The sequence below is a fragment of the Ensifer sp. NM-2 genome, assembly GCF_003024455.1.
Taxonomy (GTDB): Bacteria; Pseudomonadota; Alphaproteobacteria; order Rhizobiales; family Rhizobiaceae; genus Ensifer; species Ensifer canadensis.
Genome location: NZ_PVZR01000003.1, coordinates 343,063 through 369,421, shown reverse-complemented (window position 1 = coordinate 369,421; position 26,359 = coordinate 343,063). Strand labels below are relative to the sequence as shown.

The 26,359-nt window shown below is 63.7% G+C and carries 21 protein-coding genes and 1 pseudogene; 8 read left to right on the top strand and 14 right to left on the bottom strand.

What is annotated here, in order from left to right:
* The first annotated feature begins 131 nt into the window (after positions 1-131).
* Positions 132-2,270, top strand: a complete 2,139-nt coding sequence (locus tag C6558_RS09080; protein WP_107027155.1) for a mechanosensitive ion channel family protein — start codon at positions 132-134, stop codon at positions 2,268-2,270.
* Between the two features lie 131 nt (positions 2,271-2,401).
* Here C6558_RS09080 and C6558_RS09075 read toward each other — a convergent pair whose 3' ends face one another.
* The 3 genes from C6558_RS09075 to C6558_RS09065 form a co-directional block, all read right to left on the bottom strand.
* Positions 2,402-3,202, bottom strand: coding sequence for a nucleotidyltransferase domain-containing protein (locus tag C6558_RS09075; RefSeq protein ID WP_025427521.1), 801 nt, complete (start codon positions 3,200-3,202; stop codon positions 2,402-2,404).
* Between the two features lie 119 nt (positions 3,203-3,321).
* Positions 3,322-4,371: a cell division protein FtsZ gene (gene ftsZ / locus C6558_RS09070; protein ID WP_025427522.1), complete on the bottom strand. Its 1,050-nt coding sequence runs from the start codon at positions 4,369-4,371 to the stop codon at positions 3,322-3,324.
* A gap of 603 nt (positions 4,372-4,974) precedes the next feature.
* Positions 4,975-5,583: a glutathione S-transferase family protein gene (locus tag C6558_RS09065; protein WP_057206215.1), complete on the bottom strand. Its 609-nt coding sequence runs from the start codon at positions 5,581-5,583 to the stop codon at positions 4,975-4,977.
* A 219-nt stretch (positions 5,584-5,802) separates the two neighbouring features.
* On the opposite strand from C6558_RS09065, the gene C6558_RS09060 reads away from it, so the two are divergent.
* Positions 5,803-6,099 (top strand): hypothetical protein, encoded by a 297-nt coding sequence (locus C6558_RS09060; protein ID WP_025427525.1) that lies wholly within the window; start codon positions 5,803-5,805, stop codon positions 6,097-6,099.
* A 73-nt stretch (positions 6,100-6,172) separates the two neighbouring features.
* On the opposite strand, the gene C6558_RS09055 is transcribed toward C6558_RS09060, so the two are convergent.
* From C6558_RS09055 to C6558_RS09045, 3 genes are read right to left on the bottom strand one after another with little or no spacing between them, the layout of a single operon-like run.
* On the bottom strand, positions 6,173-7,198 hold the full coding sequence (locus C6558_RS09055) for an ABC transporter ATP-binding protein (RefSeq protein ID WP_025427526.1): 1,026 nt from the start codon (positions 7,196-7,198) through the stop codon (positions 6,173-6,175).
* Positions 7,186-8,967 (bottom strand): iron ABC transporter permease, encoded by a 1,782-nt coding sequence (locus C6558_RS09050; RefSeq protein WP_107027167.1) that lies wholly within the window; start codon positions 8,965-8,967, stop codon positions 7,186-7,188. The genes C6558_RS09055 and C6558_RS09050 overlap by 13 nt, the downstream gene beginning before the upstream one ends.
* Positions 8,968-8,996: 29 nt before the next feature.
* Positions 8,997-9,977: an ABC transporter substrate-binding protein gene (locus C6558_RS09045; RefSeq protein ID WP_025427528.1), complete on the bottom strand. Its 981-nt coding sequence runs from the start codon at positions 9,975-9,977 to the stop codon at positions 8,997-8,999.
* A gap of 139 nt (positions 9,978-10,116) precedes the next feature.
* Between C6558_RS09045 and C6558_RS09040 the strand changes: the two genes are divergently transcribed.
* The 3 genes from C6558_RS09040 to C6558_RS09030 all read left to right on the top strand — a co-directional run bounded on the left by C6558_RS09040 (position 10,117) and on the right by C6558_RS09030 (position 12,013).
* Positions 10,117-10,374, top strand: a complete 258-nt coding sequence (locus C6558_RS09040; protein WP_025427529.1) for a hypothetical protein — start codon at positions 10,117-10,119, stop codon at positions 10,372-10,374.
* A 311-nt stretch (positions 10,375-10,685) separates the two neighbouring features.
* A complete protein-coding gene (locus C6558_RS09035) occupies positions 10,686-11,156 on the top strand; it encodes a carboxymuconolactone decarboxylase family protein (RefSeq protein ID WP_025427530.1) in 471 nt (156 codons plus the stop codon).
* Positions 11,156-12,013 carry a sigma-70 family RNA polymerase sigma factor gene (locus tag C6558_RS09030; protein WP_025427531.1) on the top strand — a complete coding sequence of 286 codons (858 nt, stop codon included), beginning with the start codon at positions 11,156-11,158 and terminating at the stop codon, positions 12,011-12,013. The genes C6558_RS09035 and C6558_RS09030 overlap by 1 nt, the downstream gene beginning before the upstream one ends.
* A 217-nt stretch (positions 12,014-12,230) precedes the next feature.
* On the opposite strand, the gene C6558_RS09025 is transcribed toward C6558_RS09030, so the two are convergent.
* The gene (locus C6558_RS09025) at positions 12,231-12,863 is read right to left on the bottom strand and encodes a dihydrofolate reductase family protein (RefSeq protein ID WP_057206213.1); all 633 of its coding nucleotides are present in this window, start codon (positions 12,861-12,863) and stop codon (positions 12,231-12,233) included.
* A 366-nt stretch (positions 12,864-13,229) separates the two neighbouring features.
* Entirely contained in the window at positions 13,230-13,928 is a 699-nt protein-coding gene (locus C6558_RS09020; protein ID WP_025427533.1) for a TetR/AcrR family transcriptional regulator, read from the bottom strand.
* Positions 13,929-14,127: 199 nt separating this feature from the next.
* Between C6558_RS09020 and C6558_RS09015 the strand changes: the two genes are divergently transcribed.
* The gene (locus tag C6558_RS09015; protein ID WP_025427534.1) at positions 14,128-14,616 is read left to right on the top strand and encodes a RidA family protein; all 489 of its coding nucleotides are present in this window, start codon (positions 14,128-14,130) and stop codon (positions 14,614-14,616) included.
* Between the two features lie 215 nt (positions 14,617-14,831).
* Here C6558_RS09015 and C6558_RS09010 read toward each other — a convergent pair whose 3' ends face one another.
* Complete coding sequence (locus C6558_RS09010; protein WP_158268924.1) at positions 14,832-16,277, bottom strand: phospholipase D family protein; 1,446 nt, start codon at positions 16,275-16,277, stop codon at positions 14,832-14,834.
* Between the two features lie 684 nt (positions 16,278-16,961).
* Between C6558_RS09010 and C6558_RS09005 the strand changes: the two genes are divergently transcribed.
* Positions 16,962-17,843, top strand: a complete 882-nt coding sequence (locus C6558_RS09005; RefSeq protein ID WP_025427536.1) for a hypothetical protein — start codon at positions 16,962-16,964, stop codon at positions 17,841-17,843.
* On the opposite strand, the gene C6558_RS09000 is transcribed toward C6558_RS09005, so the two are convergent.
* Together C6558_RS09000 and C6558_RS08995 are read right to left on the bottom strand one after the other, a co-directional pair.
* Positions 17,840-19,357: a M81 family metallopeptidase gene (locus C6558_RS09000; protein ID WP_107027154.1), complete on the bottom strand. Its 1,518-nt coding sequence runs from the start codon at positions 19,355-19,357 to the stop codon at positions 17,840-17,842. The genes C6558_RS09005 and C6558_RS09000 overlap by 4 nt on opposite strands.
* 422 nt (positions 19,358-19,779) lie before the next feature.
* A complete protein-coding gene (locus C6558_RS08995) occupies positions 19,780-20,574 on the bottom strand; it encodes a transporter substrate-binding domain-containing protein (protein WP_025427538.1) in 795 nt (264 codons plus the stop codon).
* Between the two features lie 248 nt (positions 20,575-20,822).
* On the opposite strand from C6558_RS08995, the gene C6558_RS08990 reads away from it, so the two are divergent.
* A complete protein-coding gene (locus C6558_RS08990; protein ID WP_057206207.1) occupies positions 20,823-21,740 on the top strand; it encodes a LysR substrate-binding domain-containing protein in 918 nt (305 codons plus the stop codon).
* 64 nt (positions 21,741-21,804) lie between these two features.
* Here the strand turns inward: C6558_RS08990 and C6558_RS08985 are convergent.
* From C6558_RS08985 to C6558_RS08975, 3 genes and pseudogenes are all read right to left on the bottom strand, one after another.
* Positions 21,805-23,020: pseudogene (locus tag C6558_RS08985) on the bottom strand (TCR/Tet family MFS transporter).
* A 646-nt stretch (positions 23,021-23,666) separates the two neighbouring features.
* On the bottom strand, positions 23,667-24,140 hold the full coding sequence (locus C6558_RS08980; RefSeq protein ID WP_025427541.1) for a VOC family protein: 474 nt from the start codon (positions 24,138-24,140) through the stop codon (positions 23,667-23,669).
* Between the two features lie 211 nt (positions 24,141-24,351).
* The gene (locus C6558_RS08975; protein WP_025427542.1) at positions 24,352-26,310 is read right to left on the bottom strand and encodes an elongation factor G; all 1,959 of its coding nucleotides are present in this window, start codon (positions 26,308-26,310) and stop codon (positions 24,352-24,354) included.
* Between the last annotated feature and the right edge of the window lie 49 nt (positions 26,311-26,359).

Genomic DNA, 26,359 nt, shown 5'->3' with positions numbered 1-26,359 from the left:
CCCCGGCGCTTCACGGATGGATTTCATGGCGTCTTTCCTGCCCACGTCGCCTCGCCTGCCTGCGCTGCTCGCCCTTCTCGTCATGCTCCTTCCGCCGCTCTACGCCCGGGCGCAGACGCCGCCGGCCCCCCGTGACCGTCGTTCTCACCCATGGTCAGCCAAGCGAGGAGATCGAAAGCACGCTGCGGGCAGCAGCCGCTTCCGGCCGGCCGGTCACCGTCGAATGGCGCGATGCGCCGGACACCGCACCAAAGGCACCGATCGACGCCACCACAGCCGCCGCCACAACGCCTCAGCCCCAGTCGCCCGCGGCCGACGACGCGCTCGAGGGACTATCGGCTCGCTTCGTCAATGGCCTGCAGATGGGCCTGAATGGCACCTCGGCCATCGCTGCCGTCATGGGCGATGTCGCAGCCAGCGTGCGCGCCGAGGGACGGTCTATCCTTTCGGTCACCTCGGTGGCGCTGGCGGCCATTCTTGCCGGCCTCGCCGCCGCCGGCCTGCTCGGCTTTGTCTTCCACCGCCTCATCGGCAGCCATTTCGCCATCGTCGACGTGCTGCACCGCGTGCGCGCTTCGCTGGTGCGACTGGGTCTCGACATCATCCATCTCGTCATCTTCGCAGGCGTCGCGCATGCGATGCTAAGGTTCTTCCTCACCGCCGGCACTGCCTCGCAAGAGCTGGCCCGCGCGCTGGTAACCGTCGCCGTCACCACGGCCGCCTATGCGGTCTGCGGCCGCTTTCTCTTCGCCCCGTCGCGGCCGCAGACGCGGTTGCTGCCCATCGCCCGGCCACGCTTCCATTTCGCCATGCTGGTTGCCTATGGCGCCATCGGTGCCGTCGTCGGCGCCAGCGTGCGCTTCGCCAACGAGCGTGCCCTGGAGCCCGCCGCCATCGAGGGCTGGTTTCTGATCGGCGTCACCGCAGTGACGTTCCTGAAGCTCTACTGGTTCATCGCCGGCCGCACCGATATCCGCAATCTCTTTGCCGGCGAAGCGCCCGGCGCCGTCCGCCGCGCCATCGCATTCGTCGTTCCCGAGTTCTATGCGCTGAGTGCGCTGACGCTCTGGCTCATGGGCTGCATCGTCGCCGGCAGCCCCAACAGCGCTCAGTGGAGCTTTGCCGGCGGCACGACGCAGGTCATCCTGCTCGGCCTTCCCATCCTCGCCTTCGGCATCCATTCGCTGGCGGGTGCGGCCGCCGATCGCCGGCGCACGCCCGCCTCCTCGCCGCTGCACCTGGCCATCGCCGGCAGCGTGCAGACCGCCCTTGCCGGCGCCGTGTGGCTGATCGGGCTGCATATCATCATCGTGCTGTGGAGGCCGATCATGATCCAGGGCGATACCACCGCCGCCGTCGACTGGATCGTCATTCTAGAGCGCGTCAGCCTTGCCGTCGTCGCCAGCTGGGTGATCTGCAGCTTCCTCTGGCGCAGTTTTGAGGCCTTTGCGCCCACCGCCCGCGTCTCCATGCCCGGCGAGACCGAGGAGGAGGCGCAGATCCATCAGACAAGCCGGCTTTCGACCATCCTGCCGCTGATCCGCAATCTCGTCTTCGGCGGTATCTTCGCCGTCACCAGCCTCGTCGTGCTTTCGGCGCTCGGCATTAACATCGCGCCGCTGCTTGCCGGCTTCGGCGTGCTTGGCCTGGCGCTTTCCTTCGGCTCGCAGACGCTGGTCAAGGATGTGGTATCCGGCATCTTCTTCATCGCCGACGACGCATTTCGCGTCGGCGAATATGTCGACACCGGCAAGCTCAAGGGAACGGTCGAGCGCATTTCGCTCCGCTCGCTGCGCCTGCGCCACCAGAACGGCCAGATCCACACCATTCCCTATGGCCAGCTTCAGGCCGTCACCAACTACAGCCGCGACTGGAGCACGGTGAAGTTCGAGCTGAAATTCGAGCGCGAGGACGATCCGGAAATAATCCGCAAGACCATCAAGAAGGTTGGCCTTGCCATGCTGGAGGACGAGGAGTTCGGGCCGGAGTTCCTGGTACCCTTGAAGATGCAGGGCATCCAGGACGTCACCGAAAACTCGCTGGTCGTGCGGCTGAAATTCACCGCCCGGCCGGGCAACCCCAGCATCCTGCAGCGCGAGGCGATGAAACGGCTGCTGCCCGCGCTGCGCGAGGCCGGCCTCAGCCTCGCCTCCAATGCCGTCACCGTGCGCTCCGGCCCCGGTGGCCTGAGCGACGCCGATGTGGCTGCGGCGAATGCGAGGCTGGCGAAAAAGCCGATCGATCCCGAAGCGGCCGCCGCCGAGACATAACGCTTGTCGCGCAAACGTGCGCAGCGACATGCTGCTAATACACGAGCTTGAAGCGCACCCTGGAAATCGCGGCGCGCCGTGCCACGGCATTTCCTGGCGGAAAACCGCTTCGCACTTTTCCTGGAGATGCTCTAGCCCGAAAGCCCACCCTGCCGCCGTGCAGTCTGCGGCGCATCGCGGCGATCACCGTCAAACAGCGGCCCACCCTGGCGCTCGAGCTCGTCCTGCGCCAGAGTCACCAGCACATCTGGCTGCGCCTCGCCAGCCAACCGGAAAGCGTCGTCGAAGCGCTGCGCCAGCGCGGGGTCAAGACGCTGGAGGAGCCGCGGCAGCCATTTGCCCTTGCCCGACCAGTGGCCGCGCCCGAGCAGCGCCAGGTCGCATAGCGGCTGGTGGAGGGCCGCGGCGATCGCCCGCATTTCCGCCGTCGGCCGCCTATCCCTGAGGTCGTCAAGCAGGTCGGTGATCTGGTAGCGAAGCATGTCCCGCCGCTCCGCCTTGAGCGGACCCGGCCCGCATGAAAGCCTGGCCTTTGCCTCGTTCTGGAGGGCCAGGCCGCGATCGATGTCCCGGCCGACAACTGTTCCGCCTGCGACCATGTCGAGCAGCACGGGATAGCCGCTGGCAAGATCCTGATCGACAAACCAGTTCAGCGTCTCGAAATCGTGGACGAAAGCCTCGACCGGAAATCCGCCGGCGATGAAGCTCTCGCGCCAGGCATTGCTCAAGTGTTCGTGCAGCACCACCAGATCGATATCGGAGGATGGCGTGCCCTCGCCGCGCAGGATCGAGCCGGCAACGATGGCAAACAGCGCGCCTGGATAGCGCTCGTTCAGGATCGTTTCGGCCGTGCGAACCGCCCGCACGCGCTGGGCGGCCGTGGCGTCGTTGTCGGGCAAACCCGCCTGACCGTCTCGTTCCGCGTCCATCATGCCCGTCTCGTCCATACGAAAAATCCCCCCGGGCGGCTGTCATCGCACGGGAGGATTTTCAAAGAAAGGCAGAAGGCTTCGATGCCGCCAGGAACCTGGCAGCGCGTGAGGCCGAGCCGTTACTGCAGCGTGCGGGTCGGCGCCTGGCCGGGCTGGCCGGGCTGGCCGGCGTTCGCCGCAGCACTTGCCGGGTCTGCCGCGTTGCGCTGGCTGTCGAGGCCGGTTGCCACCACCGACACGCGGAAGGTGCCGTCGAGCGTGCGGTCGAAGATCGAGCCGACGACGATGTCGGCCTCGTCATAGACTTCCTCGCGAATGCGGGTGGCCGCTTCGTCGACTTCGAACAACGTCATGTCCATGCCGCCGGAGATCGAGATCAGCACGCCCTTGGCGCCGCGCATCGACACTTCGTCGAGCAGCGGGTTGGCGATCGCCGCTTCCGCCGCCATCAGCGCGCGGCCCTCGCCGGTCGCCTCGCCGGTACCCATCATCGCCCGGCCCATGCCCTTCATGACGGATTTCACGTCGGCGAAGTCGAGGTTGATCAGGCCTTCCTTGACGATCAGGTCGGTGATGCAGCCGACGCCGGAATAGAGCACGCGGTCGGCGATCACGAAGGCATCGGCAAAGGTGGTCTTGGCGTCGGCGATGCGGAAGAGGTTCTGGTTGGGGATGACGATAACGGTGTCGGCCGCTTCGCGCAGGCGCTCGACACCCTCTTCAGCCATCTGCATGCGGCGCTTGCCTTCGAAGCTGAACGGCTTGGTGACGACGCCGACCGTCAGGATGCCGGCCTTGCGGGCTGCCGCCGCGATCACCGGCGCAGCACCGGTGCCGGTGCCGCCGCCCATGCCGGCGGTGACGAAACACATATGCGTGCCGCCGAGGTGATCCATGATCTCGTCGATCGATTCTTCCGCCGCCGCGCGCCCGACTTCCGGCAGCGAACCTGCACCAAGGCCCTCGGTCACATGCGCACCGAGCTGGATCAACCGCGACGCCTTCGACATCGCCAGTGCCTGGGCGTCCGTATTCGCCACGATGAAATCGACCCCCTGGAGCCCTTCGGTGATCATGTTGTTGATGGCATTGCCGCCGCCGCCGCCGACACCGATGACGGTGATCTTCGGGCGCATTTCGGTGATCGTGGGCTTCTTGAAATCGTTCATGGCTTTGTCTCCTAGGGCGAACGCCGCCAAAACAACGGATCGGGGCGAATCGGGCAGCTGTTATTTTAGGAATTGAAAAAAGCCACGGAGAAGGCAAGAGAAAAGGCTGATGCCACTTTCCACACATGATTTGTCATTTGCCGTTCGAGTGGGATTTCAGTCCTTCGCCCAGTTCGTCGTGGCGACCAAATTAATTCTTTTTATCAATGACTTGCTACATTTCCACATAGGCAACCGCCATTTGCCTCGGATCGAGCCGGCGCCACCCTCTTCTTGCTTCAATGGACCGAAACGGCGCGGCGCATCTCTTCCCACTCTATGTCGACAGGGCGGATCGGCCAATACAAGTGCCAATCGGGGGCAAACGTGAACTGCAAATGGCGGCCAGATTTGCCCCTCACCCCAGCCCTCTCCCCGCGTGCGGGGAGAGGGAGAACCGAGCGTGCGGCCCCCTCCAATTCTCCGCACGTCCAATTCCATCCCTCTTGCGGAATGCGTCTCGGCGGGTGCCGCAAAGTCCCTTCTCCCCGCCAGCGGGGAGAAGGTCCCGGCAGGGGGATGAGGGGCGGATCACCGCGATAACCCCGTCCCTCGACGGGCGGTCTAAGCCTCAAAGCTCGGCCGCGCCCGCACCCTTTCCAGCCAGCGCTGGACATTCCTGAGATCTCCCGGCACCTCCATGCCGAAGACGTCGCCAAGCCAGGCGCAGACGCCGGCGGTGATGTCCGCGATCGAGAACTTGTCGCCGGCAAGGAACGGCCGGCCATCGGCAAGCTCCCGGTCGAGCCAACCCCATTTCCTCGGCACCGCCTGCCGCTCGGTCTCGGCGAAGGCGGGAAACTGCCTCAGGCGGTCCTTGAAGAAAGCATCGGAATGCAGCGCGACATTGCCGATGGTGCCAAAAATCACCAGCTCGGCCCGCCGGTTCCACATTTCCACTTTGGCACCGCTGACGGCGTCGCTGCCGAAAAGCTGCGGTTCGCGGTGCGTCTCCTCGAGATAGCGGCAGATGGCGACGCTCTCGGTGATGACGGTGCCGTCATCCAGTTCCAGCACCGGGATCTGGCCAAGCGAATTGAGCGCGAGGAACTCGGGCCCCCTGTGCTCCGCCTTGGCGAAATCGACGTCCACCATCGGCAATTCGATGCCCTTCTCCGCCATGAAGATACGCACCCGGTACGAATTCGGTCCCATGCCCTGATAAAGTTTCATCGCTTCCTCCCATCGGCTCGCACGGCATGATTGCCGCCCCGTCGTGATGCAGCCACTATGCCATACCAGTTGTTTTTAGCAACCAGTTTTATTTAACTATATAGTTTATTTCGAGCCGCGGTTGCGCAAGCCGACTGCGTCAAAGTCGCCAGGCGCAAAGGTAACCCGACTTGAACACCGCCGGGCTCCGTGGACTGCTGCTGCAAACAGGAGCCGCGCATGCAGATCAGAGCCCTGGCCCTTTCGGCTGTCGCGCTTCTCGGCGCCGGCGCTTCCCATGCCGCCCTTGCGCCGAACTATCAGCGCGCCAACGAACTGACCGCGATCATCAGCGCCGTTGCCGCAGCAGTGCCGAAATATCCGATCGACAAGATCATCAGCCAGGGGCGCGACCGCTATACGGTGGTCGCCGGCAAATGCACCGTCATCGCCCACATCGTCGGCCTGCCGGCAGAGCCGGGGCTGGTCGGACCAAGACAGTTCAAGGTGGAGCTCGACAGACCGCGTTGCGATTGATGTTTCTGCCTGCCTGTCGACCCGGCGCAGATGCTGCCGACCGTCGGTCGCGATCGGCGCTTATCCTATGCCCTCAAAGCCGCCAGCTGCTGGCAATCGCGAAGGTCGCTTTCTGTCCAACAGGAATGGCCGTGCCGCCATAGGCCTTCAGTGCCTGCCCGTCCGGCAGCGCCAGCGTCAGCGCAAAGCGTTCGCCCTCGTAGACGCAAGCCTTGACCTCGAGCGCGATGCCGTCGGCGGTGAGCCGCACATGCTCGGGCCGCACCAGCACGTCGCGACGAAGGCCGCTGTCGGTGGAGCCGATCGCCTGGCGGAGCATCGGCCACTCCAGCGCCCTCGGCGCGCCCTCTGGTAGTGGTAGCCTGAGGATCGAGCCGCGGCCGATCAGCCCGCCGACAACACTGCCTTCCGGGCGGGTATAGATTTCCGCCGGCGGCGCCAGTTGCACCAGCCGCCCCTCCGACATCACGGCAACATCGGTCGCCAGCGCCATCGCTTCCGACTGGTCGTGCGTCACATAGACCATCGTTGCGCCGGAGCGCTCATGGAAGATGCGGAAGGTCTCCTCCATCGATTTACGCAGGTGCTGGTCGAGATTGGCGAGCGGCTCGTCGAGCAGCACCACATCGGGCGACGTCACCAGGCAGCGCGCCAGCGCCACCCGCTGCCGCTGTCCGCCGGAAAGGGCCGCAGGTCGGCGCTCGGCATAATCGGTGAGTTTTACCAGCGCCAGCGCCTCGCCGACGCGGCTGCGCCAGGTCTCGCCGGAAATGCCGCGCACCTTCAGGGGATAGCCGACATTTTCCGCCACGGTCATATGCGGCCAGAGCGCATAGGACTGGAACACCATCGCCATGTTGCGCTTTTCCGGCGGCAGCGCCCGCGAGGCATCCGATAGCCGGCGCTCGCCATAGTCGATCGAGCCGTCGGTCGGCTGCTCGAAGCCGGCGATCATGCGCAGCACCGTGGTCTTGCCGCAGCCAGATGGCCCAAGCAGCGCCAGAAACCCGCCTTCGCGCACCGTCAGCGACACGTCGGAGACGGCAGGACGACCGCCGCCGAAATCCTTGGTCAGGTGATTGAGGATCAGTTGCGCCACGGCAGCACGCCTTCCGGTAGATAGTTTGCAAGGGCCTCGAGCGCCGCCATCAGTACCATCACCATGATGACGACCAGCACCGAGAGCGCCGACGCCAGATCGGATGAGCCGCTGTCGTCGAGGTTGAAGATCGCCACCCCCAGCGTCTGCGTACCCGCCGACCACAGCAGGGCTGAAACCGTCAGCTCATTGGCGGCTATCAGAAAGACGAGGATGATCGAAGCGCCCGCCGCCGGCGCCACCAGCGGCAGGATGACGTCGCGCATGCGTCGGAAGAAACCGGCGCCCGACAGCCGCGCCGCCTCCTCCAGCGATGGGTCCATCTGCAGGAAGGCGCTCATAACCGGCTTCAGGCTGACGGCAAGGAACGAGGAGAAATACGCAATCAGGATGATCCAGATGGTGCCGTAGAGCGATACCTTGAGGATCGGCAGCGGCGCTGCAAAGGTGAGGATGAAAGCAACCGCCAAAACAATGCCGGGCAGCGCATAGGGAATCTCGATCAGGATGCCGATCGTGCTTGAAAGCGCACCCTTGCGCCGGTTCATGAGATAGGCGGCCGGCACCGCGACGACGAGCAGCCCGAGCGCCGCCGTGCTCGCCAGGAACAGCGAATTGCCAAAGGCGCTCAGCGTCATCGTCTGGCGAAAGAGAATTTCTTCATAGGCGCGCAGCGAGACGGTCTGAAGGTTGAGCGGCACGCCATAGGCCGGAACCAGCGAGCTGGCGATCAGCGCCGCCAGCGGCGCTACCAACACCAGAAACAGGATCGCCGAAAGCGCCAGTTCGACAGCCACACGAAAGCGCCCGAGCGAAAAGGCGGCGCTGGCGCCGGAAAGGCCGATGATGCGGTAGTCCCTGCCCGCCAGCGCGCGCTGTTGAAGGATCAGCCCGGCGGCCGCGATCACAGCGATCAGGCTGGAGAGCAGCGCGATCTCGCCGAAGGTGCCGGTGCCGAAGCTCGCGAGCCGCGTGTAGATCAGCGTCGGCAGCACCGAAATCCCGGCGGGAATGCCGAGGATCGCCGGAATGCCGAAATTGCCGACGCCGGAGACGAAGGCGATTGCGGCACCGGCGATCAGCCCGGGGGCGGCCAGTGGCGCAACGATATCGAGAAAGACGCGAAACGGCGACGCGCCGGAAAGTCTTGCCGCCTCCACCCCGTCGCGCGGCGACGCAGCCAGCCCCGCCTTCAGCGCCAGGAACACCAGCGGCGCGTGCTGCACCCCGAGAAGCAGAGAGATGCCAAACAGCGAATAGAGCGGCTGCGGGCTGCCGAGCGGCGGTGCGATCCCCAGCGTTTTCAGGAGCGGGCTTGCCGGCCCGGTCATCTCCACCCAGGCAAGGGCCGTCACCTGCGGCGGGATCATCATCGGCAACATGAAGGCAAAACTCAAAAACAGTTTGCCCCTGACATCGGTGAGCGCCACGGCAAAGGCAAAGAGCGCGCCGATCACAAGCGAGATCAGCATGCCGCCTGTCGCCGTCACCAGAGTGTTGCGGATGGCCGCATAGGTCGCAGGCTCGGTCAAGACAGCGATGGAATTGCCATTGATCACTCCCGCAAAGCCGGCTTTGGCGAGGCTGATGAGCGGCAGCGCGCAGAGGAAGAAAAGGCAGGCGAGCACGAAGGGCACCAGCCAGCGCGGCTCGCCGGCGGGCGAAGCACCCGGTCTCGCGCGACCCGACCCTGGCTCGCTTGACCTCACCCGCCCCGGACGCTGCAGCCCCGCAATGGGAAAGCGCAGCCAGCGGTGCCGGCTGCGCATGGTTTCACCCTGTTCGGACATTCAGGCGATCAGTTCGTACCGAAGATGCCGGAGAAGGTCTTGAGGTCGGCGTCGGAATTCTTCACGGCCGAAGCAGCATTGATCGGCAGAACCTTGATCGTCTCGCGCGCCGGATAACCTTCGGGCAGCGCCACGCCGTTGCGTGCCGGGATATAGCCCATCTTCACCGCCGTCTTCTGGCCCTCCACCGAGATCAGGAAGTCGACGAATTTTTTGGCGGCGTCAGGGTTCTTGGCGGTCTTCAGGATGCCGACCGGCTCGGTGACGGCGGAAACGCCCTCGGCCGGGAAGACGAACTCGACCGGCGCGCCCTTGGCCTTCTCGCGGATCGCCATGAAGTCGACGATCATGCCGTAGGCCTTCTCGCCGGTGGCGACCGCCTTCAGCACGCCGCCATTGCCGCCGGCAGCCGTGGCACCGTTTTCGGCCAGCGCCTTGTAATAATCCCAGCCGAGGCCGTCGATGCCGGCAAGCGTCTGGGCGTGGATGAGGGCCGCACCCGAGGTCAGCGGGCTCGGCATCGTCACCAGGCCTTTGGCGTCGGCCTTCGCCAGATCCTGCCAACCCTGAGGCTTCGTCGAGGCCGAGGTGTTGTAGATGATGCCGGTGGTGATCATCTTGGTGGAGTAATAGGCGCCGTCGGCGTCATAGAGCGCCGCGTCGTAGTTGGCCGCTTCCGGCGACTTGTAGGCGAGCAGCTGGCCGGCTTCCTTCAGGCGCTGCATCGTCACGGTGTCGGCGATCAGAAGCACGTCGGCAACCGGGTTGCCGGCCTCGATCTCGGCCATCAGCTTGGCCATCAGCTTCGTCGTGCCTTCGCGCACCCACTCCACCTCGACACTGGGATTGGCCGCCTTGAAGGCGTCGACCGTCGCCTGCGCATCCTCGTTCGGCTGGCTGGTGTAAAGCACCAGGCTCTCGGCAAAGGCGGCGGTGGAAAGCAGCGAAGCGACAAGCGCGCCGGCAACGACGGAAACAAACGATTTCATCGGCATATCCTCGGTTCAAGATGGCGCCGAGCCTTAGAGCCGGTGTTTTACAGGGGTGTGACAGGGCCGCCGGCTGACACACCCTTGACAGCACCGGCAAGCCGCGAAATCGTGCGCCCCAAACGGATGGAGAATTGTGATGGATACTTTGCTGAAAGTGGCCGGCGCTCTGGTCATCCTGGTATCGGCTGGCGCGGCCGTTGCCGTAACCCTGCCGTCCTTCGGCGCACCGGCGGTGATGTGGGCGCTGCAATGGGCGCTTCCGGGCATCGGCATCGGCATCGCCCTTGCCGCCTTCGGCTCGATGCTCGGCCAATTGAAGCGCATTCGCCTTGCCGCCGAGCGCCAGGCCGATCTGTTCCAATCCATTCTGGAACGCCGTCAGCCCGCGAAATAACGGTACCGCTTGCGATCGGCGACGACCCTATCCCGCAGCCATCGGGTGAGACCGTGGGCTCTCGCCGCAGGTCTCTTCGACGTGCGGGAAACACGTCACGCCCATAGACAGGCAAACACGTTTCCAGCTTGGCCGCGGCGAAGATGGCGGCAAGGCTCAAGCGCAACCATCTGCTCACCACCCTTCAAAGGTGCAGCACGCACCCCGCCTGCGGGCCTGCCAGAAAAAATTCGCGAAAAAATCTGCGTCGATGTCACAGGGGCCAATCCTGGCTCGTCATGTAGTCGGAACCAACGAAAGGAAACGGAACCATGACTGCCAAGATCGACCTTTTCGCCGCCGCTCCGCAACTGATGAAGAGCTGGACCAGCGTCTCTATGTCCGTCGCCGCCAGCCTCGAGTCTGATCTCATCGAACTCGTCAAGATCCGCGCATCCCAGATCAACGGCTGCGCCAACTGCATCAACATGCACACCCAGGAAGCGCGCGCCAAGGGCGAGACCGAGCAGCGTATCTACCTGCTGTCGGCCTGGCGCGAAGCCCCCTGCTATTCCGAACGCGAGCGCGCCGCGCTAGGCTGGACCGAGGCGCTCACTCGCCTGTCGGAGGGCCATACCCACGAAAGCGCTCGTCAGGCTCTGCAGAACCATTTCACCGAGGAGGAGCAGGTGAAGCTCACGCTCATGATCAACGTCATCAACGGCTGGAACCGCCTGGCCGTCGGCTTCGGCCTCTGGATCGAGCCGGCAGCGGCAAAGGCAGTCGCCGAGGTCGCCGCCTGATGACGGGCAACGCCCAGCTCGACGCAGCGGCCGGTTTCGACCCGCTGCGTCCGAAACTCATGCGCGTTGCCTATCGCATGCTCGGCTCGGTCGCCGACGCCGAGGACATAGTGCAGGAGGCCTTCATCCGCTGGATGGGGGCCGACCGCTCCGCGGTGCGCGAGCCCGAAGCGTTCCTGCGAAGCACCGTCACCCGGCTCTGTCTCGACCAGCTGAAGTCGGCGCGGCGCCAGCGCGAGACTTATGTCGGCCCCTGGCTTCCCGACCCCGTCGTCGAGGAGGAACCGGAAGAGGACGTCACCCTGCCCCTGATGCTCGCTCTGGAGCGCCTGTCGCCGCTCGAGCGCGCCGCCTTCCTGCTGCACGACGTCTTCGGCCTCAGCTTCGAGGAAGTCGCCGCGACGATCGAGCGCGACCCGGCCGCCTGCCGCCAGCTCGCCGCCCGCGCCCGCACCCATGTCCGCGAGGCGCGGCCCCGCTTCCATGTCGAGCAGGCGCGCGGCGTCGAACTTGCCGAAGCCTTCTTCACCGCCTCGCGCAGCGGCGACCTGAAGACGCTCGGCGCCATGCTCGCCTCCGATGTCAGCATCCACGCCGACGGCGGCGGCAAGCGCCCCGCAGCGATGCGCCCCATCCTCGGCTTCGAGGCGGTTCTCGGCGTGCACGAAAAACTGGCGGTCGCCTTCCGCACGCAGATCTCGACGCTCGTGCGCTCCGGCTTCATCAACGGCCTGCCCGGCTTCGTCACTCGCGAAGCCGACGGCGAACTGCAGTCGACAGCACTAGAGATCGAGGACGGTAAGGTCGTGGCGATCTACATCGTGCGCAATCCCGACAAGCTGGGGCATCTGCACTAAGAGCATTTCCAGGAAAAGCGCGAAGCGGCTTTCCGTCAGGAAATGCTAAAAAACAGAGAGATAGAGCGTTTTCGTCTAAATCGGAAACGTTCTACAGCGCCGCGCGTCTTAGGTCGCTGTAGCACTTTGAATTGCTGCATGTTTTTGTCCTTAAATCGAATAGGATCTAAGGATAAAAACATGCAGTAGGAGTTGTGGATCGCATGCTCGGACGTGGTCACGCCGGCCGATAAATCTGCGCCACCGAGCCCCCCGGAAACGCTGTTGAGCTGATCAGCTTGAGGCGCTTTGGCGGGGCGACGTCAGAGAAGATCGGCAAACCCCTGCCGAGCACCACCGGATGCACCAGCAGGGCGTATTGATCGACCAGACCTTCCGCGATGAGACTGCGCGCGAAGGCGGCGCCGCCGTGGGCGAGGATCGGCTTGCCGTCCCGGGACTTCAACCTGGCGATCTCGTCGGCCAGATCGCCGCTCGCCACATAGGCCTCACTCCAACTGTCCGCGCCGGGCTGCAGCTTCCCCGAATGCGTGCTTCCCGCGTCGGTCCGGGCATCTTCGAGCGCCCTGGTCGCTTCAGCCGCTTTCAGGACCGCCGGCCCTTGTTTTGAGAAGACGGCCTTCGGAATCCGGTTCATCGGCGGCGCGAATACCTGTGTGGAGGTCGGCCAAAATGCCGCCATGTCCTTAAAGGTGCGGCTGCCCATGATGTGTAGGCTGGCGTTCCCCACCGTCTCCACCGACCAGGCAATGGCCTCTTGATCGCCGCTGAACACCCATTCGATTTCGCCCTCGGGCCCGCCGACAAAGCCATCGAGCGACACGGACATCTTCAGGATCAACTCTCTCATTGCTTCTTCCTCACGCTGGTCCGACCCAAGGACGGGCGAGATCAATCGGTTCCGACAATTCGCATTCGCCAAGCCGAAAAAATCTCGACCAACTCCGTGTCGCTTCTTCGGCCTGCGCAGGACGATCGGAATTACCGGTTGAGCGCAACCGGTATGGTTCCTGTTGCCGCGCCTCGGTCACCCACGCCGCCATTGTCCCGTGGCCCGTTAGCGGCTCCCAGGAAGGGCGAAACGATTTCCCGTCAGGAAATGCGTAAAAACAAGGGCTTAAAGCGCAGAAGGCGAATCTGAAAGATCGCGACGTGTATCAATGCATGTCGCGCAAAAGCGTGCAGCGGTGTTGCGGGAAACCGTGTCGTCGCGCGCTCATCGTCTCGGGCCGAGGCCATCGAGCAGGAAGTCGAGGCCTTTCCTGAAAGCACCGTCCCAGTCGTTATCCAATAGCAGACGAGAGCGTTCAATCGTCGGGTAGTGTTCGCTGAGACCTGCAAGGCGCTGCTGCCCGGCGGCCCTGTCCTCGTCCGAGAGGTCGAAGCTCGCCCGAGTGATGGTAGCGCCCATCACATAGTTCCAGAGCGACCATATCGCGACGTTCAAGTCCGCGTCCGAAACACCGGCTCCCGACAGGGTCCTGCTCAGGAGTTCCAGGCGATTGAGCATGTTCGGGCCGAGCGCCCGGCGCGGCAATAGCGATGCCGACCAGGGATGGCGCAGCATGACGGCGCGCCAGTCTTCGAGCATATGAACGACGTCCCCGCGCCAGTCTTGAGCCTCGACCCTATGCGACGGCCCGCGATATTCGAGCACCGCGTCGAGCGCCAGATCAAAGACCTCGTCCTTGTTGCCGACATGCCAATAGAGGCTCATCGCGCCGGCGCCGAGGCGATCGGCCAGCCGACGCATCTTCAATCCGTCGACCCCTTCGGCATCAAGCAGGTCTACGGCGGTCGCCACGATCCGTTCCAGGGAGAGCGGCGCTTCACTGCGTGGCTCCTGCACAGGCTGGAGTGACGCAGCCTTCCGCTGAGGCCGTTTGCTCTGAGTGCCGCTGCGTTTGGCTGCCATCGTTTTTCCTTGCTGATCAGAGCGTCGTTTTAAGCCGACAATCCGCCGAATGTCGATCCTGACCAATTGACGCGTACGTTGTACGATGCAATTTAATCGTACAACGTACGAGTCAATCGCATCGGCAATGCGTTCAAGTTCAATCCTGCAGGCCGTGAGCGTCGGTTGCTCACGGTCCTCTCGGAGCCAAGAGAAAATCATGTCACGCGACAGCAAGCATCTGCTTATCGGAGGGCTAATCATCATGAGCATGGCAGTTCCCACTGCGACGACAGCGAATGAGAATGATCTCAAGCTGACCATCGTCAATCCGCAAAACCTCTACGACCCGACGCCGAACGGCTACAGCACGGCGGTGATCGTGCCCCGTGAAGGCCGGGTTGCCTACATCTCCGGACAGGGCGGCCAGGACAGCACCGGCGCCCTGTCGCCCGACTTTGCCGTCCAGGTCAGGCAGGCCTACGCAAATCTGCGCACCGCCCTCGATGCGCTCGGCGCCAAACCGGATCAGGTCGCCAAACTCACGGTCTTCGTGGTCGATCACGACATGTCCAAGCTCGAGGTCCTGACCAAAAACGTCAAGGAAATGTTCGGCGCGTCCCTGCCGGCGCAGACGCTGATCCCCGTCCCCAAGCTTGCCATCGACCCCATGCTCTTCGAGGTCGAAGCCGTCGTCATGCTGAAATAGCGGCGGCGACGCATGAGGCGCGATTGGCAACTGTGTGAGCGGATACCAATGGGTACTTACGGGGACCGTCGTCGCGCCAACAGGCACGCAACTGCTCTAAGAGGCGCGTCTGCGGAGATTCTTCCATGCTTCAGCGCGCGCTCACGTCGTCGCGCCGTTTACGGCCCAGCAATGCCGGGACGTCAGGCTGCACGCCGGTCGCAAAGCGATCGGCGTCAAACTTGCGAGTCGATCGGCAGGAGTTTCACGAGGTCGGCGATGAGCCGCCGGCGGAATCCCGTTTCGGGCTCGTCGCCGTAGCTGACGATCTCGCCGTCCCGCACCGTCTTCCAGACGATCGCGCCATTAGGATCAAGGAAGACGTGGTAGCTGTTGGCGGGCGCGACGCCGGTCGCCATATAGGCCGTCAGCCTCGAGGCAAGCTCCGAACTCTCGATATACAGGCCGGCTTCCGTGTTGATTACCGCGGATCGCGGGTCGAGGTTGAAACTGCCGATGAACACGGCCTTGTTGTCGAAGACCATGGCCTTGGTGTGCAAGGCCGCCCGCGACCGCCCGGAATGGTGCGACCAGCCTGACCGGAATGCGTCGGTGTCCGCGCGCAGTTCGTAGAGCTCCAGGCCGTTCTCGAGAAGGCGCCTGCGGGTCTTGGCATAGACCGAATGCGCGGCGATCTGGTTGTTCGAAGCGAGCGAGTTGGTCAGCACGCGCACCCGAACATGGCGCTCGTGCAGCGCCTTGACGATCGCCTGCGCCCCGGCGGGCAAGGCGAAATAGGGCGCCTCGACGAGCAGTTCCTCCTTCAACTCGGTGACCCGCCCGCGAATGAAGGCGGTAACGTCGTCGGCCGCCTTGCCGCTGGCGATTGCTTCCGGGTCGTCGGCGATGATCCGCCCTGGCGCCCACACGAGACCGTCGCGCAGCTCGGCGCTCCGGGTCGCCAGCTCGCCGAGATCCTGGTCGATCGGATAGGGGTATTCGGCGGCGGCAATCTCCTGGCGCAAGCGGGTCAGAATGGCGTCGAGATCGGCGGCGCCATAGGTGCGCTTGACGATGGTCGCGATCGGCCTCGTCGAGGCGCTGTTCCAGTATCGGTCGAACACCCCCGACAGATCGTCCACAACGGGCCCGACCGCCAGCACATCCAGATCGCGAAAATTGGCGACGGTGTTCACGCCATAGTAGTCGTCGCCGATATTGCGGCCGCCAACGATCGCCGCCGAATTGTCGGCCACCATCAGCTTGTTGTGCATGCGGCGGTTGACCCGGCGGAAGTCGACAAGGAAGTCTAGCCTGGACCACCTCCGGTTCTTGGTCGGGTTGAACAGACGGATTTCGACGTTGGGGTGGGCGTCGAGGGCAGCTTTGACCTGATCACTGGCCTTGTAATAGGGATCGTCGACCAGGAGCCGCACCCTGACCCCGCGATCGGCCGCCCGCATCACCCGGTCGACGATGATCCGGCCGGTTGTATCGCCGTCCCACACATAATACTGCATGTCGAGATGTTTCTCGGCCAGGTCGGCCAGCGCCAGACGCGTGATGAAGGCATGTCGCGCCTCGCTCAAGAGGCTAAAGCCGGAGAGGCCAGGATGCGCGGCAGCGGCCGGGCTGAAGAACTGGCTCAACCGGGTTAACGCGGTATGCTCGAACCCCGTCATGGCCTTCATCTCTGGTTAGCGGCGGCGGCGCCTAACGCATGTCGCGCAAAAGTGCGCCGCGGTTTTGCGATAACGACATGCGTAAAAACAAGAACTTAGAGCGCGGCAAGCGAATCCTAGAGATTGCTACGCGCTTTAGCCCTCTTCAAGAAGCTTCATGATCTCCGCCTTCATCGTCGCGTCGTCTTGGGAGGCGAGAATCGATTGATGTAGCCGGTTTTGCGCAGATCGAATTCGACCAATCCACGTCGCCAGAGTTGACCAATCTCGGTATCGACACGTCGGCAGTCGACCCAGTCATCGCTCTGGACGCACCCAATTTGGCGTCAGGGAAAATGCGCCAATGGACAGTGGGCGCGGCATGTTTTCCCCGTCTATATTGGGCTGAAACGATAACACGGTTCAGATGCAATGTCGTCACCGTTCACTGTGGGCGGTGCGAGCGAGGGTGCCGACTGGGGGATGATGGCGATTCGCGGCTGGCGATCGTCGTGCAGCGAAGGTGACGGGATCACGCGGCGAGATCAATGCGCTTGCTGAGCGAGGCCTCGGCGCTGCCCTCCCTTCCAGCCGAACTCAATGACTTTTCCGCTCGATGCAGGAAGGAGGCGAGGCTGAAATTGTCGCAAGCCACCGCTCGCTGTCCGCCCCCTTTTATCAAAATACTAACGCCCTGGTTGCTAAATGGACGAACGCGCTCGCTCTCGTTACCGGTGGGATCTTCTGCCGCAGGAGTGGCCGGTTGCCGAGGTGCCGATAGCCATGTGGCCATTCGAAGATGACGTGTATCCGGAAGGGTATTTGCTGCCTGTGGATGTGACCGGGACACCACTGCGATGGAGGGACTTCGGGCGGCGGCACGGGGTTGCCGTTCTGCATTATGGGCACTACGGGCTGTTCGCCGCCGACAATGTCCGGCTGCCGGATGGTACGCGCGGTCGGGTGCGCCTTGCGCCCCAAGGCCCTCATTGGCGGCGACCGCTCAACGATCATAATCGCGCCTGGTCCAGCGCCGCCGTGGCAATCCCGGTCCACTGGCGTTGGGGCACGCTGACGATAGGCCCCGACGATGTCGTGTTTGAGGACGATCAATCGTTGCCGGAGTACATGTTGCAAGGCCGCAACGAACGCCTCGATTACGATCTCTGCCAAAGTTCCGAGATCCGAAACCTCGCCCTGACAATGGAAGGGTGCAACGCGCTTTACGGCTTGCTCGTTGAACGACATTGGGCGCGTTCTCCCGACGATGAGAGCTGCTCATATACGCGGAAAGGCGCGGCCAGGCTGCTTGCAAAAATTCGCGGCCTCGGCGAGACATTCTATGATTTCACCAGTCCGGGCTGGCTGTGTTACCGGGGCTATGCGGCCGAGCACGAGAGGATAAGCCGTCAGCTCGAACGGCTCGGTTGGCACGATGTTACCGAGAAACCCGCCTCCCTGTCGGCAGACGGAGCTGGTGCGTCTGACGGGATGCCGGAGCTTCTGCGAACAATGGCGCTTTTCGTTGTCGGCACCATGGTCGCCTTTTTCATCCTGCTCGCCATCACAATACTCGCCCCGGTCTAGCGCGCCGCCACAATCTCTGCCTCCCTATCCAGCGGATAGATCGGCCGGCGCACGCGTTTGAATGCCCGTGCCCCGATATTGGCGGTGCTCAGACCATCGGCGTCGACCTCGATGATATCAGACGCGATCGGGCCGAAGGCGGCGCGGAAATGTTGCTGCGACTTGACGACGACGATGTCGTAGCGGGCGGGCTCGATGCCGACGGCGCGAAACAGGTTCTGGTCGAGCAGCTGCTGCCGCTCGCTCGAAATCAGGATGTCGATGCCTGAGACATGGAAGCGCACGCTTGGGCCGAGCGACGCCGGCAGGCCCTGGAACATCGGCCCTTCGAAGATGATCCGGCCATCGGAGATCGCCTGCACCGTGCCCCTCACCCGGATCGGCCCGCCGCCGACCGCAGGGTCGATCTTGCAGCCGAGCGTCACCTCCCGCTCGGCGCCGAGGCCGGCTTCGATCAGTTCGGCCACCACAGCTGGGTCGCACATCGCCCCGAAGGCTGCGTTTTCGACACCCGCCTGCAGCAGGCCTGTGAGCAGGCAGGTGGAATCGCTGTAGGCGCCGCAGCCGGGATTGTCGGAGAAATCGGCGATCACCAGCGGCCCGGGCTCGCGCTTGGCCGCGAAATGTTTCGCGATGGCGCCCGGCAGCGCGGCAAGCGGCAATTGCTGGTCCTGATGCTCGCGCCGCCGCCAGATCTCGTCGCAGAGCCGCTCGGCGTGCGCAATGGCATCGGCGTCGGCAACCCGCGCCTTGTCGTAGCAGATCACGGCAGAAGGTCCGGTGTTGTGGATGTCGGCGTCGTAGAAGCCGGCATTGATGGAGGTCGCAAGGATCCCATTCTCCTCAGCGATGGCATCGGCGATCTCCAGGAGTTCGGTCATGGCGCAGGCATGGGTCGTGCGGCCGTCGTTGCAGCCATTGATCATCGGCGGCTGGCGGATGGCGATGGTGGGCGTGATCTCCCTGCGCATCGCCGCCTCCAGCAGCGCGCCGGCCTTGTGGCCGCACTCGGCCATGTCGACATGCGGATAGGTGCGGAACGACACGGCAATGTCCAGCAGCGCGGCCATGTCAGGCGCGGAATTGGCATGAAGGTCGAAGGTGGCAGCGATGGGCAGATCGGACCCGACGATGCCTCTGACCGTCTCTAACAACTGGATCTGCGCATCGTCGGCCGTTTCGGTGCACATGGCGCCGTGAAAGACGATGAAGACGCCGTCGAGTTTTTCGCCGTTGAGCGCCGCCGTCACATCTTCGACGAAGCGCAGCCGCGTTTCCTCGTCGACCCTTCCGCCGGGCTCCGCCCGCGCCGCCACCGTATAGACCGACTCCCAGCCATAACGATCGCAACAGTCGATGAAGCCGCCGATTTCCGAATTGGTGCCGCGGCAATTGTCCTCGATCGCCGCGCCCTTGAAGTAGTGGCACATCTGAAAATCTTTAAAGCCGGTCTTCAGCTTCGAGAACGTGTTGGTTTCCTGGTTGAACTCGAGAACGGCGACCTTGAAGCTCATCGCATGCACTTTCATGTTGGGACTGGGAGAAAATCGAGGAAACGGGCGCCGGGGAAGCGCGAACACCCCGGCGCCGCGCCCACCGCTTGCCGCGCCCTGCGCTGAGCGCAACGCACAACACGCGAATTCCTTGTGAGAGGCGTGCAACACACCCTGACCCTCTCCCCGCAGGCGGGGAGAGGGAACGAGGCCGCCACGCGCGCATCACCTTGCGCACTCATTCACTGTTGCGAACGTTGCGGGCGCGGCAGCGACGCCGTCACCTTGTCGTGACAGAAGAGAAAGCTGAGAGGGCTGGCGGCTGTTGGGGTTGCGAGCGGGTGCCGCAATGTCCCTTCCTCCCGCATGCGGGGAGAAGGTGGCCGGCAGGCCGGATGAGGGGCTTCGATGAGCCAATAACGATCCTGCTCTAGCCCCTCGCCTCACCGGAAATATTCGGTCGTGCTCTTCGGCCGCGCCATGATGTCGAAGTCGAAATACTGTTTGCGGATCTTCTCGTAGGTGCCGTTCGCCATGATCGCCTCCAGCCCGGAATTGAGCTTGGAAAGCAGCGCCTCGTTGCCCTTGCGCACCGCCATGGCGTTGCCCTGGGCGGTGTCGAGAATGAAGCTGTCGCCGACGAAATCGCAGCAGCCGCTGTCGTCCTTGGCCAGCCAGTCGGTCAGCGCCATCTGCCCTTCGAGGATCAGGTCGAGGCGGCCGTTGGCCATGTCGAGAAACACTTCGCTGAGCGTTGGATAGAGTTTTATCTCGCTGTCGGGAAAGAACTCCTGCAGCGCCTCGACCGCCACCGAGCCGGACTGCGTGCCGATCACCTTGCCCTTCAGCGCCTCCGGTGAAACTTGCGCCAAGCCCAGGTCCTTGCGGGTGATGAAGCGCATGGCGTTGAAGTAGTAGGGCTTGGTGAAGTCGACTTCCTTCTTGCGGTCCTCGTTGATCGCCATCGAGGCGATCATCACGTCGAACTTCTTTGCCTGAAGGGCGGGAATGATGCCGGACCACTCGTTGGTGCTCCACACGCATTCCATCTTGATCTCGGCGCAGACCGCCTGGCCGATATCGTAGTCGAACCCTTTGATCTCGCCGCTCGCCGTCACATAGTTGAAGGGCGCATAATCGCCTTCCGTGCCGATCGCCAGCTTGTCCGCCGCAAGGCTGGTGCCAGCCATCGCACAGGCGAAGAACATCGCTGCCGCACTCATGAACTTCTTTTGCATCTCGTTCCCTTTATTGTTCTTCTCGGCGCCTCCCGGAATATCGCTCGCAAAGCCGCACACCGGGTTACACCCAATGCGGATTTCGCTTGTTATTCCGTAAACTTGCTGCCGATCGTTGTTGCATTTTCGCTTTATTATTCATCGACAATGGGGGATGCGGCAGCGCTTCGCAATGTCAAAGAAATAATCCCAGCCATCCAAAAAATTCATATATACTTGAGCGATTGAACCGCCTTCCGGAGAAACCCATGCGCGATCTGCCGAGCCTGAAATCCCTGCGCGCCTTCGAAGCGGCGGCGCGCAATGGCAGCCTCACGGCGGCGGCAAACGAGCTCTGCATCGGCCAGGGCGCCATCAGCCACCAGATCCGAATTCTCGAAGACAATCTCGGCCTCAGCGTGTTCGTCCGGAAGCAGCACGGCGTCGAACTGACGCCCGAGGGTGCCCTGCTCTTTGCCTCCTGCAACCGCGCCTTCGACGATCTCGAAGGCGTCGTCCAGCATATCCGCCCGCGCAACACCCAGAAGATCCTGCGGGTCAAGGTCGGGCCGTTCTTTTCGATGAAGCTGATTGCGCCACGCATCTCTGAGTTTCTGGCCGAAAATCCCGGCCTGCAGATCCACCTCTCCCACCTCGAAACCAACACGCCCGCCTCCGGCACCGCCGACGTCATCATCGACTATTGCCTGCACCCGCCACCCGCCCGGTTTTCGCAGCGGCTCTTGCGCGAGCGCCTGGTGCCGGTCTGCGGCAAAGCCACTTGGGAGGGGCAGGCCGACAAGCACGATCTTCTCTCGGGCAACCGCCTGCACTATCGCGGCCTTCAGGAATGGCAGAGCTGGATCGCCTCCTCCGGCCTCCGGCTTTCGCCCAGCCGCCAGGACCTGATCTTCGACGACCAGCACATCATCCTCGAGGCGGTCAAGGAAGGACAGGGCGTCGCCCTCGTCGACCGCACTATGGTCGAATATGAGCTCAGAACCGGACAGATCTGCCTGGTGCACGACCACTATTACGAACCGGCAGAGACCTACCAGTTCGTCTGCCAGGAAGAGCTGTTCCGTACCAAACCGGTGACCAAGAGCTTTCTCGGCTGGCTGCTGCAGGAAATCGACGAGCGCCAACGCCGCTATGCCGAGATTGCCCCGGCCGGCTCCGCTGGCTAAGGCGCGGAGTGGCCGTGACGGGGCAACCGTACCGCTCCGCGACCACTATGCAGCCGACGCGATCTCACCCTCGGGATGACGACGTCGCTGGGCCGGCGTCAGGCAGCGAATGCCCATACCGCAGACCGAGAACCAGGGGCACGGCGATCGCATAGATGACGACGACCGTAAGCCAGATTGCACCGGGCCATTGCTCCCGGACGACGAAATAGAAGCTTGAGAACGCCAGCGGCGCCACGATCGAGGCGAGGCTGACGGCCGACGTCAGCACGCCCTGGAACTGGCCCTGCTGGTCCTCGTCGACCTGCCGGGTCGCCAGGGATTGCAGCGCCGGCGTGCCAATGCCGCCAAGCGCGAAAACCGCCATGATCGCGAAGATCATCCAACCCTCTGTCGCAAACGCCATGACAACAAGCGCAAGACAAACGCCAGCGATGCCCGTCAGGATGGTGGCGCGCTCGCCGAGCAGTTTCACGACCGGACCGGGAAGGAAGGCCTGGGCAAGGGCCTGGCAGACGCCAAAGGCGCCGAGTGAAAGGCCGATCCAGAGCCCGTTCCATTGAAAGGTGTCGCTGCCCCAGAGCGCCCAGCAGGTGCCATAAGCGTCGCCGGTGGCGCTGAAGATGAAGAAGGTGAGGATGACGGGAAAGCAGGCTCTTCACAGAAAACACCCAGCGCAGCGGCCGAAGCGGGTTCAGCGCTGCAAGATCGATCTTCTCCCGGCTCGGCGCGCGCGACTCCGGCAGGATGAAGAACGCCAGCAGCAGATTGAAGCCGTTCAGCACGGCCGCCGCGATGAATGGCAGCCGCAGCCAAGTGTCGCCCAAAACGCCGCCAAGCACTGGGCCGATGATGAAGCCGATACCGAACATGGCGTTGAACAGGCCGAAGCGCCGGGCGCGCTTATCCTCCGGCGAGATGTCGGTGATGTAGGCTGATGCCACCGACATGTTGGCGCTCGTCAGGCCGGCGATCGCGCGGCCGATGAAGAGCATCCAGAGATTGGGTGCAAAAGCCAGGAACAGGTAGTTGATGGCGGCACCGCCAAGCGAAATCAAGAGCACCGGCCGACGGCCCAGCCGATCGCTGAGCGCGCCGAGCACCGGCGCAAAGATGAACTGCATCACCGCGTAAAGTGCGGTCATGATGCCGATATAGGGGGCGACGTTGTCGGCGTGGGTCACCTCCTTGAGCAGCGAGGGCAGGATTGGAAAGATGAGGCCGATGCCGATGGCATCGAGGACAATGGCAGTAAAGATGACGATGAGGGGTCTGGTCATGACAGGTTCCGATGGACGCAAGCATGCGGACGCCGCCAGGCGCCATGAGCTCACGATAAGGCCCGACAGAGGTCAGGCGTTTGATGTTCTGGGAACCGCTGGCCGATCCATACGTCAGGCGTACGGATGGCGTGTGCTTGACCGCCTGGACGTGAATTCGTCCACCTGTTTACTCCGCCACTGAGCGGATCAAGGGAAGCAGTCGCTTTTCGCGATGGGCGATATTTACGCCAGACGATTGCGCGCGGCAAGCCCCCTGCTGCTGGCGCGTGGTGGCTGGCAGCTTCTTGCCAGGCGTCGGTTTGGACCTGGCCCTGCCAAAACGGCGGCACCAATGCGTCCGTCCTAGTCCTGCCTTCTTTTGGAAAGAACGCGCCTCCGGCCCGACAGCGGAGGACTTGCGCGCCATGGCCACGACCCGGCATCCTCGGCTGCCGTGGCTGAAAGCCAGATTGTAGGCCGTTGTGTTGAGGTAGCCGGCTGCGTCTACGCAGAGCCGCCATTTGCCGCGGCTGGTGAGGCCGCAGGCGCCTGTTGCGCTCGCGCGGTCCTCTGAAGGTGGATGGAAGGACAGAGCAACCATCTGACCAGCTCGCGCCGCCCGGCGCGCTTCACGCCAGGCGCGTCGCCCGCGAAAGGGATGGTCTCAGCCGCGGCGCGCCGCTTCGATCGCCGCCACGTCAATCTTCCTCATGGTCATCATCGCGTCGAATGCACGCTTGGCCTCAGCACCGCCTATGGCGAGCGCATCGGTCAGCACGCGCGGCGTGATCTGCCAGGACAGGCCCCATTTGTCCTTGCACCAGCCGCATTCGCTTTCCTTGCCACCGTTGCCGACGATGGCGTTCCAGTAGCGGTCGGTTTCTTCCTGACTGTCGGTTGCGATCTGAAAGGAGAAGGCTTCGCTGTGTTTGAACGTGGAGCCACCGTTCAGGCCGATACAGGCAACACCCGCAACCGTGAATTCAACGACCAGCACATCTCCCTGTTTTCCATCCGGATAATCTCCAGGCGCACGGATCACAGCGCCTACTGCGCTGTCGGGAAAGGTCGCGGCATAAAAGCGGGCCGCCTCCTCCGCGTCCTTGTCGTACCATAGGCAGATCGTATTCTTGGCCATTGTGTCGTCCTCTCACTGTTCGTTGCCCAATCCGGCCTGAACGACTTGAAGTAGGAGGAAAACCGCCTGTCTCCAGCCCGGACACCCAATTTGATGGGAAAAATGAGACAAGCCGGCCAGTTTGCCGAACCGTTTGCCTGGCGCGGCCCGGAGCCTCGCCGCATGGGCCGCCGAGGACTATGCCGGAGCGAAAGCCTGGTCCGTGCGCGACCTACCCAGCCTGCGCCGTCCCATGAGAATGGATCACCGCCTCGGCCTCCTTGCCGTAGAGCTCCTCGAAATGGTCGAAGTTCTTGGAGAAGTAGCCGATCCCTTGCGTTGCCGAACGCAACGCCCGCGCCAGCTCGTCGAGCGCCGAGCCCGGCACCAGGGCGCGAAAAACGTCCCAGCCCTTGGCCGCCTCGTCGCGGTCGAAGCCGAGCACCTGGCCCTTGAAGGTCGAGACAACCGGCACCAGGCTGCCGGAATAGATCGACGGGATGTGGATCTCGACGCGCACCACCGGCTGCATCAGCACGGCGGAGGCCTGCGACAGCGCCTGGCGCACGCCCATCTTGGCAGCAGCCCGGAAGGCGAATTCGGAGCTGTCGACCTGATGGTGCTGGCCATCCGTCAGCGTCACGCCGACATCGATCACCTGAAAGCCGAGCGGCCCCTTCTCCATCGCCTCGCGTGCGCCCGCCTCGATCGCCGGGATGAAGTTGCGTGGCACCGCGCCGCCCTTCACCGTCTCGTTGAAGCTGAAGCCGCCGCCGCGCTGGTTGGGGTGAACACTGAGCTTGACGTCGGCAAACTGCCCCGCCCCGCCCGTCTGCTTGCGGTGGCGGTAGTGCACGTCTGAGGGTTTGAGCACCGTCTCGCGATAGGTCGGGCTCGGCGGCCTATCGGTGACGCCGACATGGAAGACATCGGCCAGCGTCTTGCAGAGATCGCGCAGATGCACCGGCCCCTGCACGCAGATCAGCTGCGCGCCTGTGCCCTCCTCCTGCATCACCTTGAGGCTGCGATCGGTCTCCGCCAGCTTCGCAAGCGTACCGGAAAGCTTGGTCTCGTCGCGCTCGCTGTCGGGCACCAGGATGCGCTCCAGCATCGGCGTCGGCGGCACCGTCCAGTCAGGCGCCTCGGATGCGGCAGTGCCGGTCAGAAGCGCCGGCACCGGCAGGTGGTCGGATTTGACGGCTGCAAAGATCGTGCCAGGCTCCGGTGTCCCTGTGGCAAGCGGTTTTCCGGTCGCCGGGTCCTGCACCGAGCCGACACCGCCGCCGCCGAGTGCCGCACCCTGTTTGATGCCGTTTGAAAGCGCGCGGACAAGCACGGTCTTGCCGACATTCTGGCGGTGATAGGCATGAAAGCTGACGGCAGCGAGGTTCGCTTCGGGAACCTTGCTCGCCTCGCCGAGCCTTTTTCGCAGCGTGTCGACCGGCGGCGCCTCGTGCCTCAGCGCCTTCATCAGCCGCAGGATGCCGTTGCTGTGGCTCGCCGCGCCGACGAGAACAGGGATGATCCGGTTTTCCCTGAGCAGCCGCGAGGAGATGGCATAGATCGTGTCGCTGCCGGGCTCGCGATCCTCGATCAGCTCTTCGAGCAGCCAGTCGTCGAATTCCGAGAGATGTTCGAGCAATTCGGTGCGCGCTTCCTTCTCGCGCTCCAGCGTCGTATCCGGGATCTCGATCAGCGCCGAGGTCTGGCCCTCGCGATAGCGCCAGGCCCGCTCGGAGATCAGGTCGCAGCTGCCGACGATCCTGTCGCCTTCGCGGATCGGCACCTGCCGCAGGATCAGCATGTGGCTGGAATAGTCCTGCAGCGCGGCGATGACATCCCGCAACCGGCCGCGCGGCTCGTCCATGCGGTTGACGAAGATGATGCAGGGCGTGCCCGATGCTTCGATCACCTTGAGATAGGGCGCTGCCAGCACCGCCTCCTCCGGCGCCGGCGAGACGCAGAGCACGCAGGCGTCGCTCGCCAGAAGCGCGTGCTGCGCGTGCGCGAGCGCCTCGGTGCCGCCGGGCGCATCGAGCGCGCACCAGGCTTCCTTGCCGATCTCGAATTCGGTGATGTTCAATCCATAAGGTGACGTGGCCTTTCTGGAGCTTTCCCCCAGCGCAGCCAGTTTTTCCACCAGCGTGGATTTTCCGGTCTGCGAAGGCCCAACTACCGTGAAGCAGCGCATCGGCGATCCTCCCCTGTTGCGGAGCGCCGTGCGTTTCGACGCCCTGCCT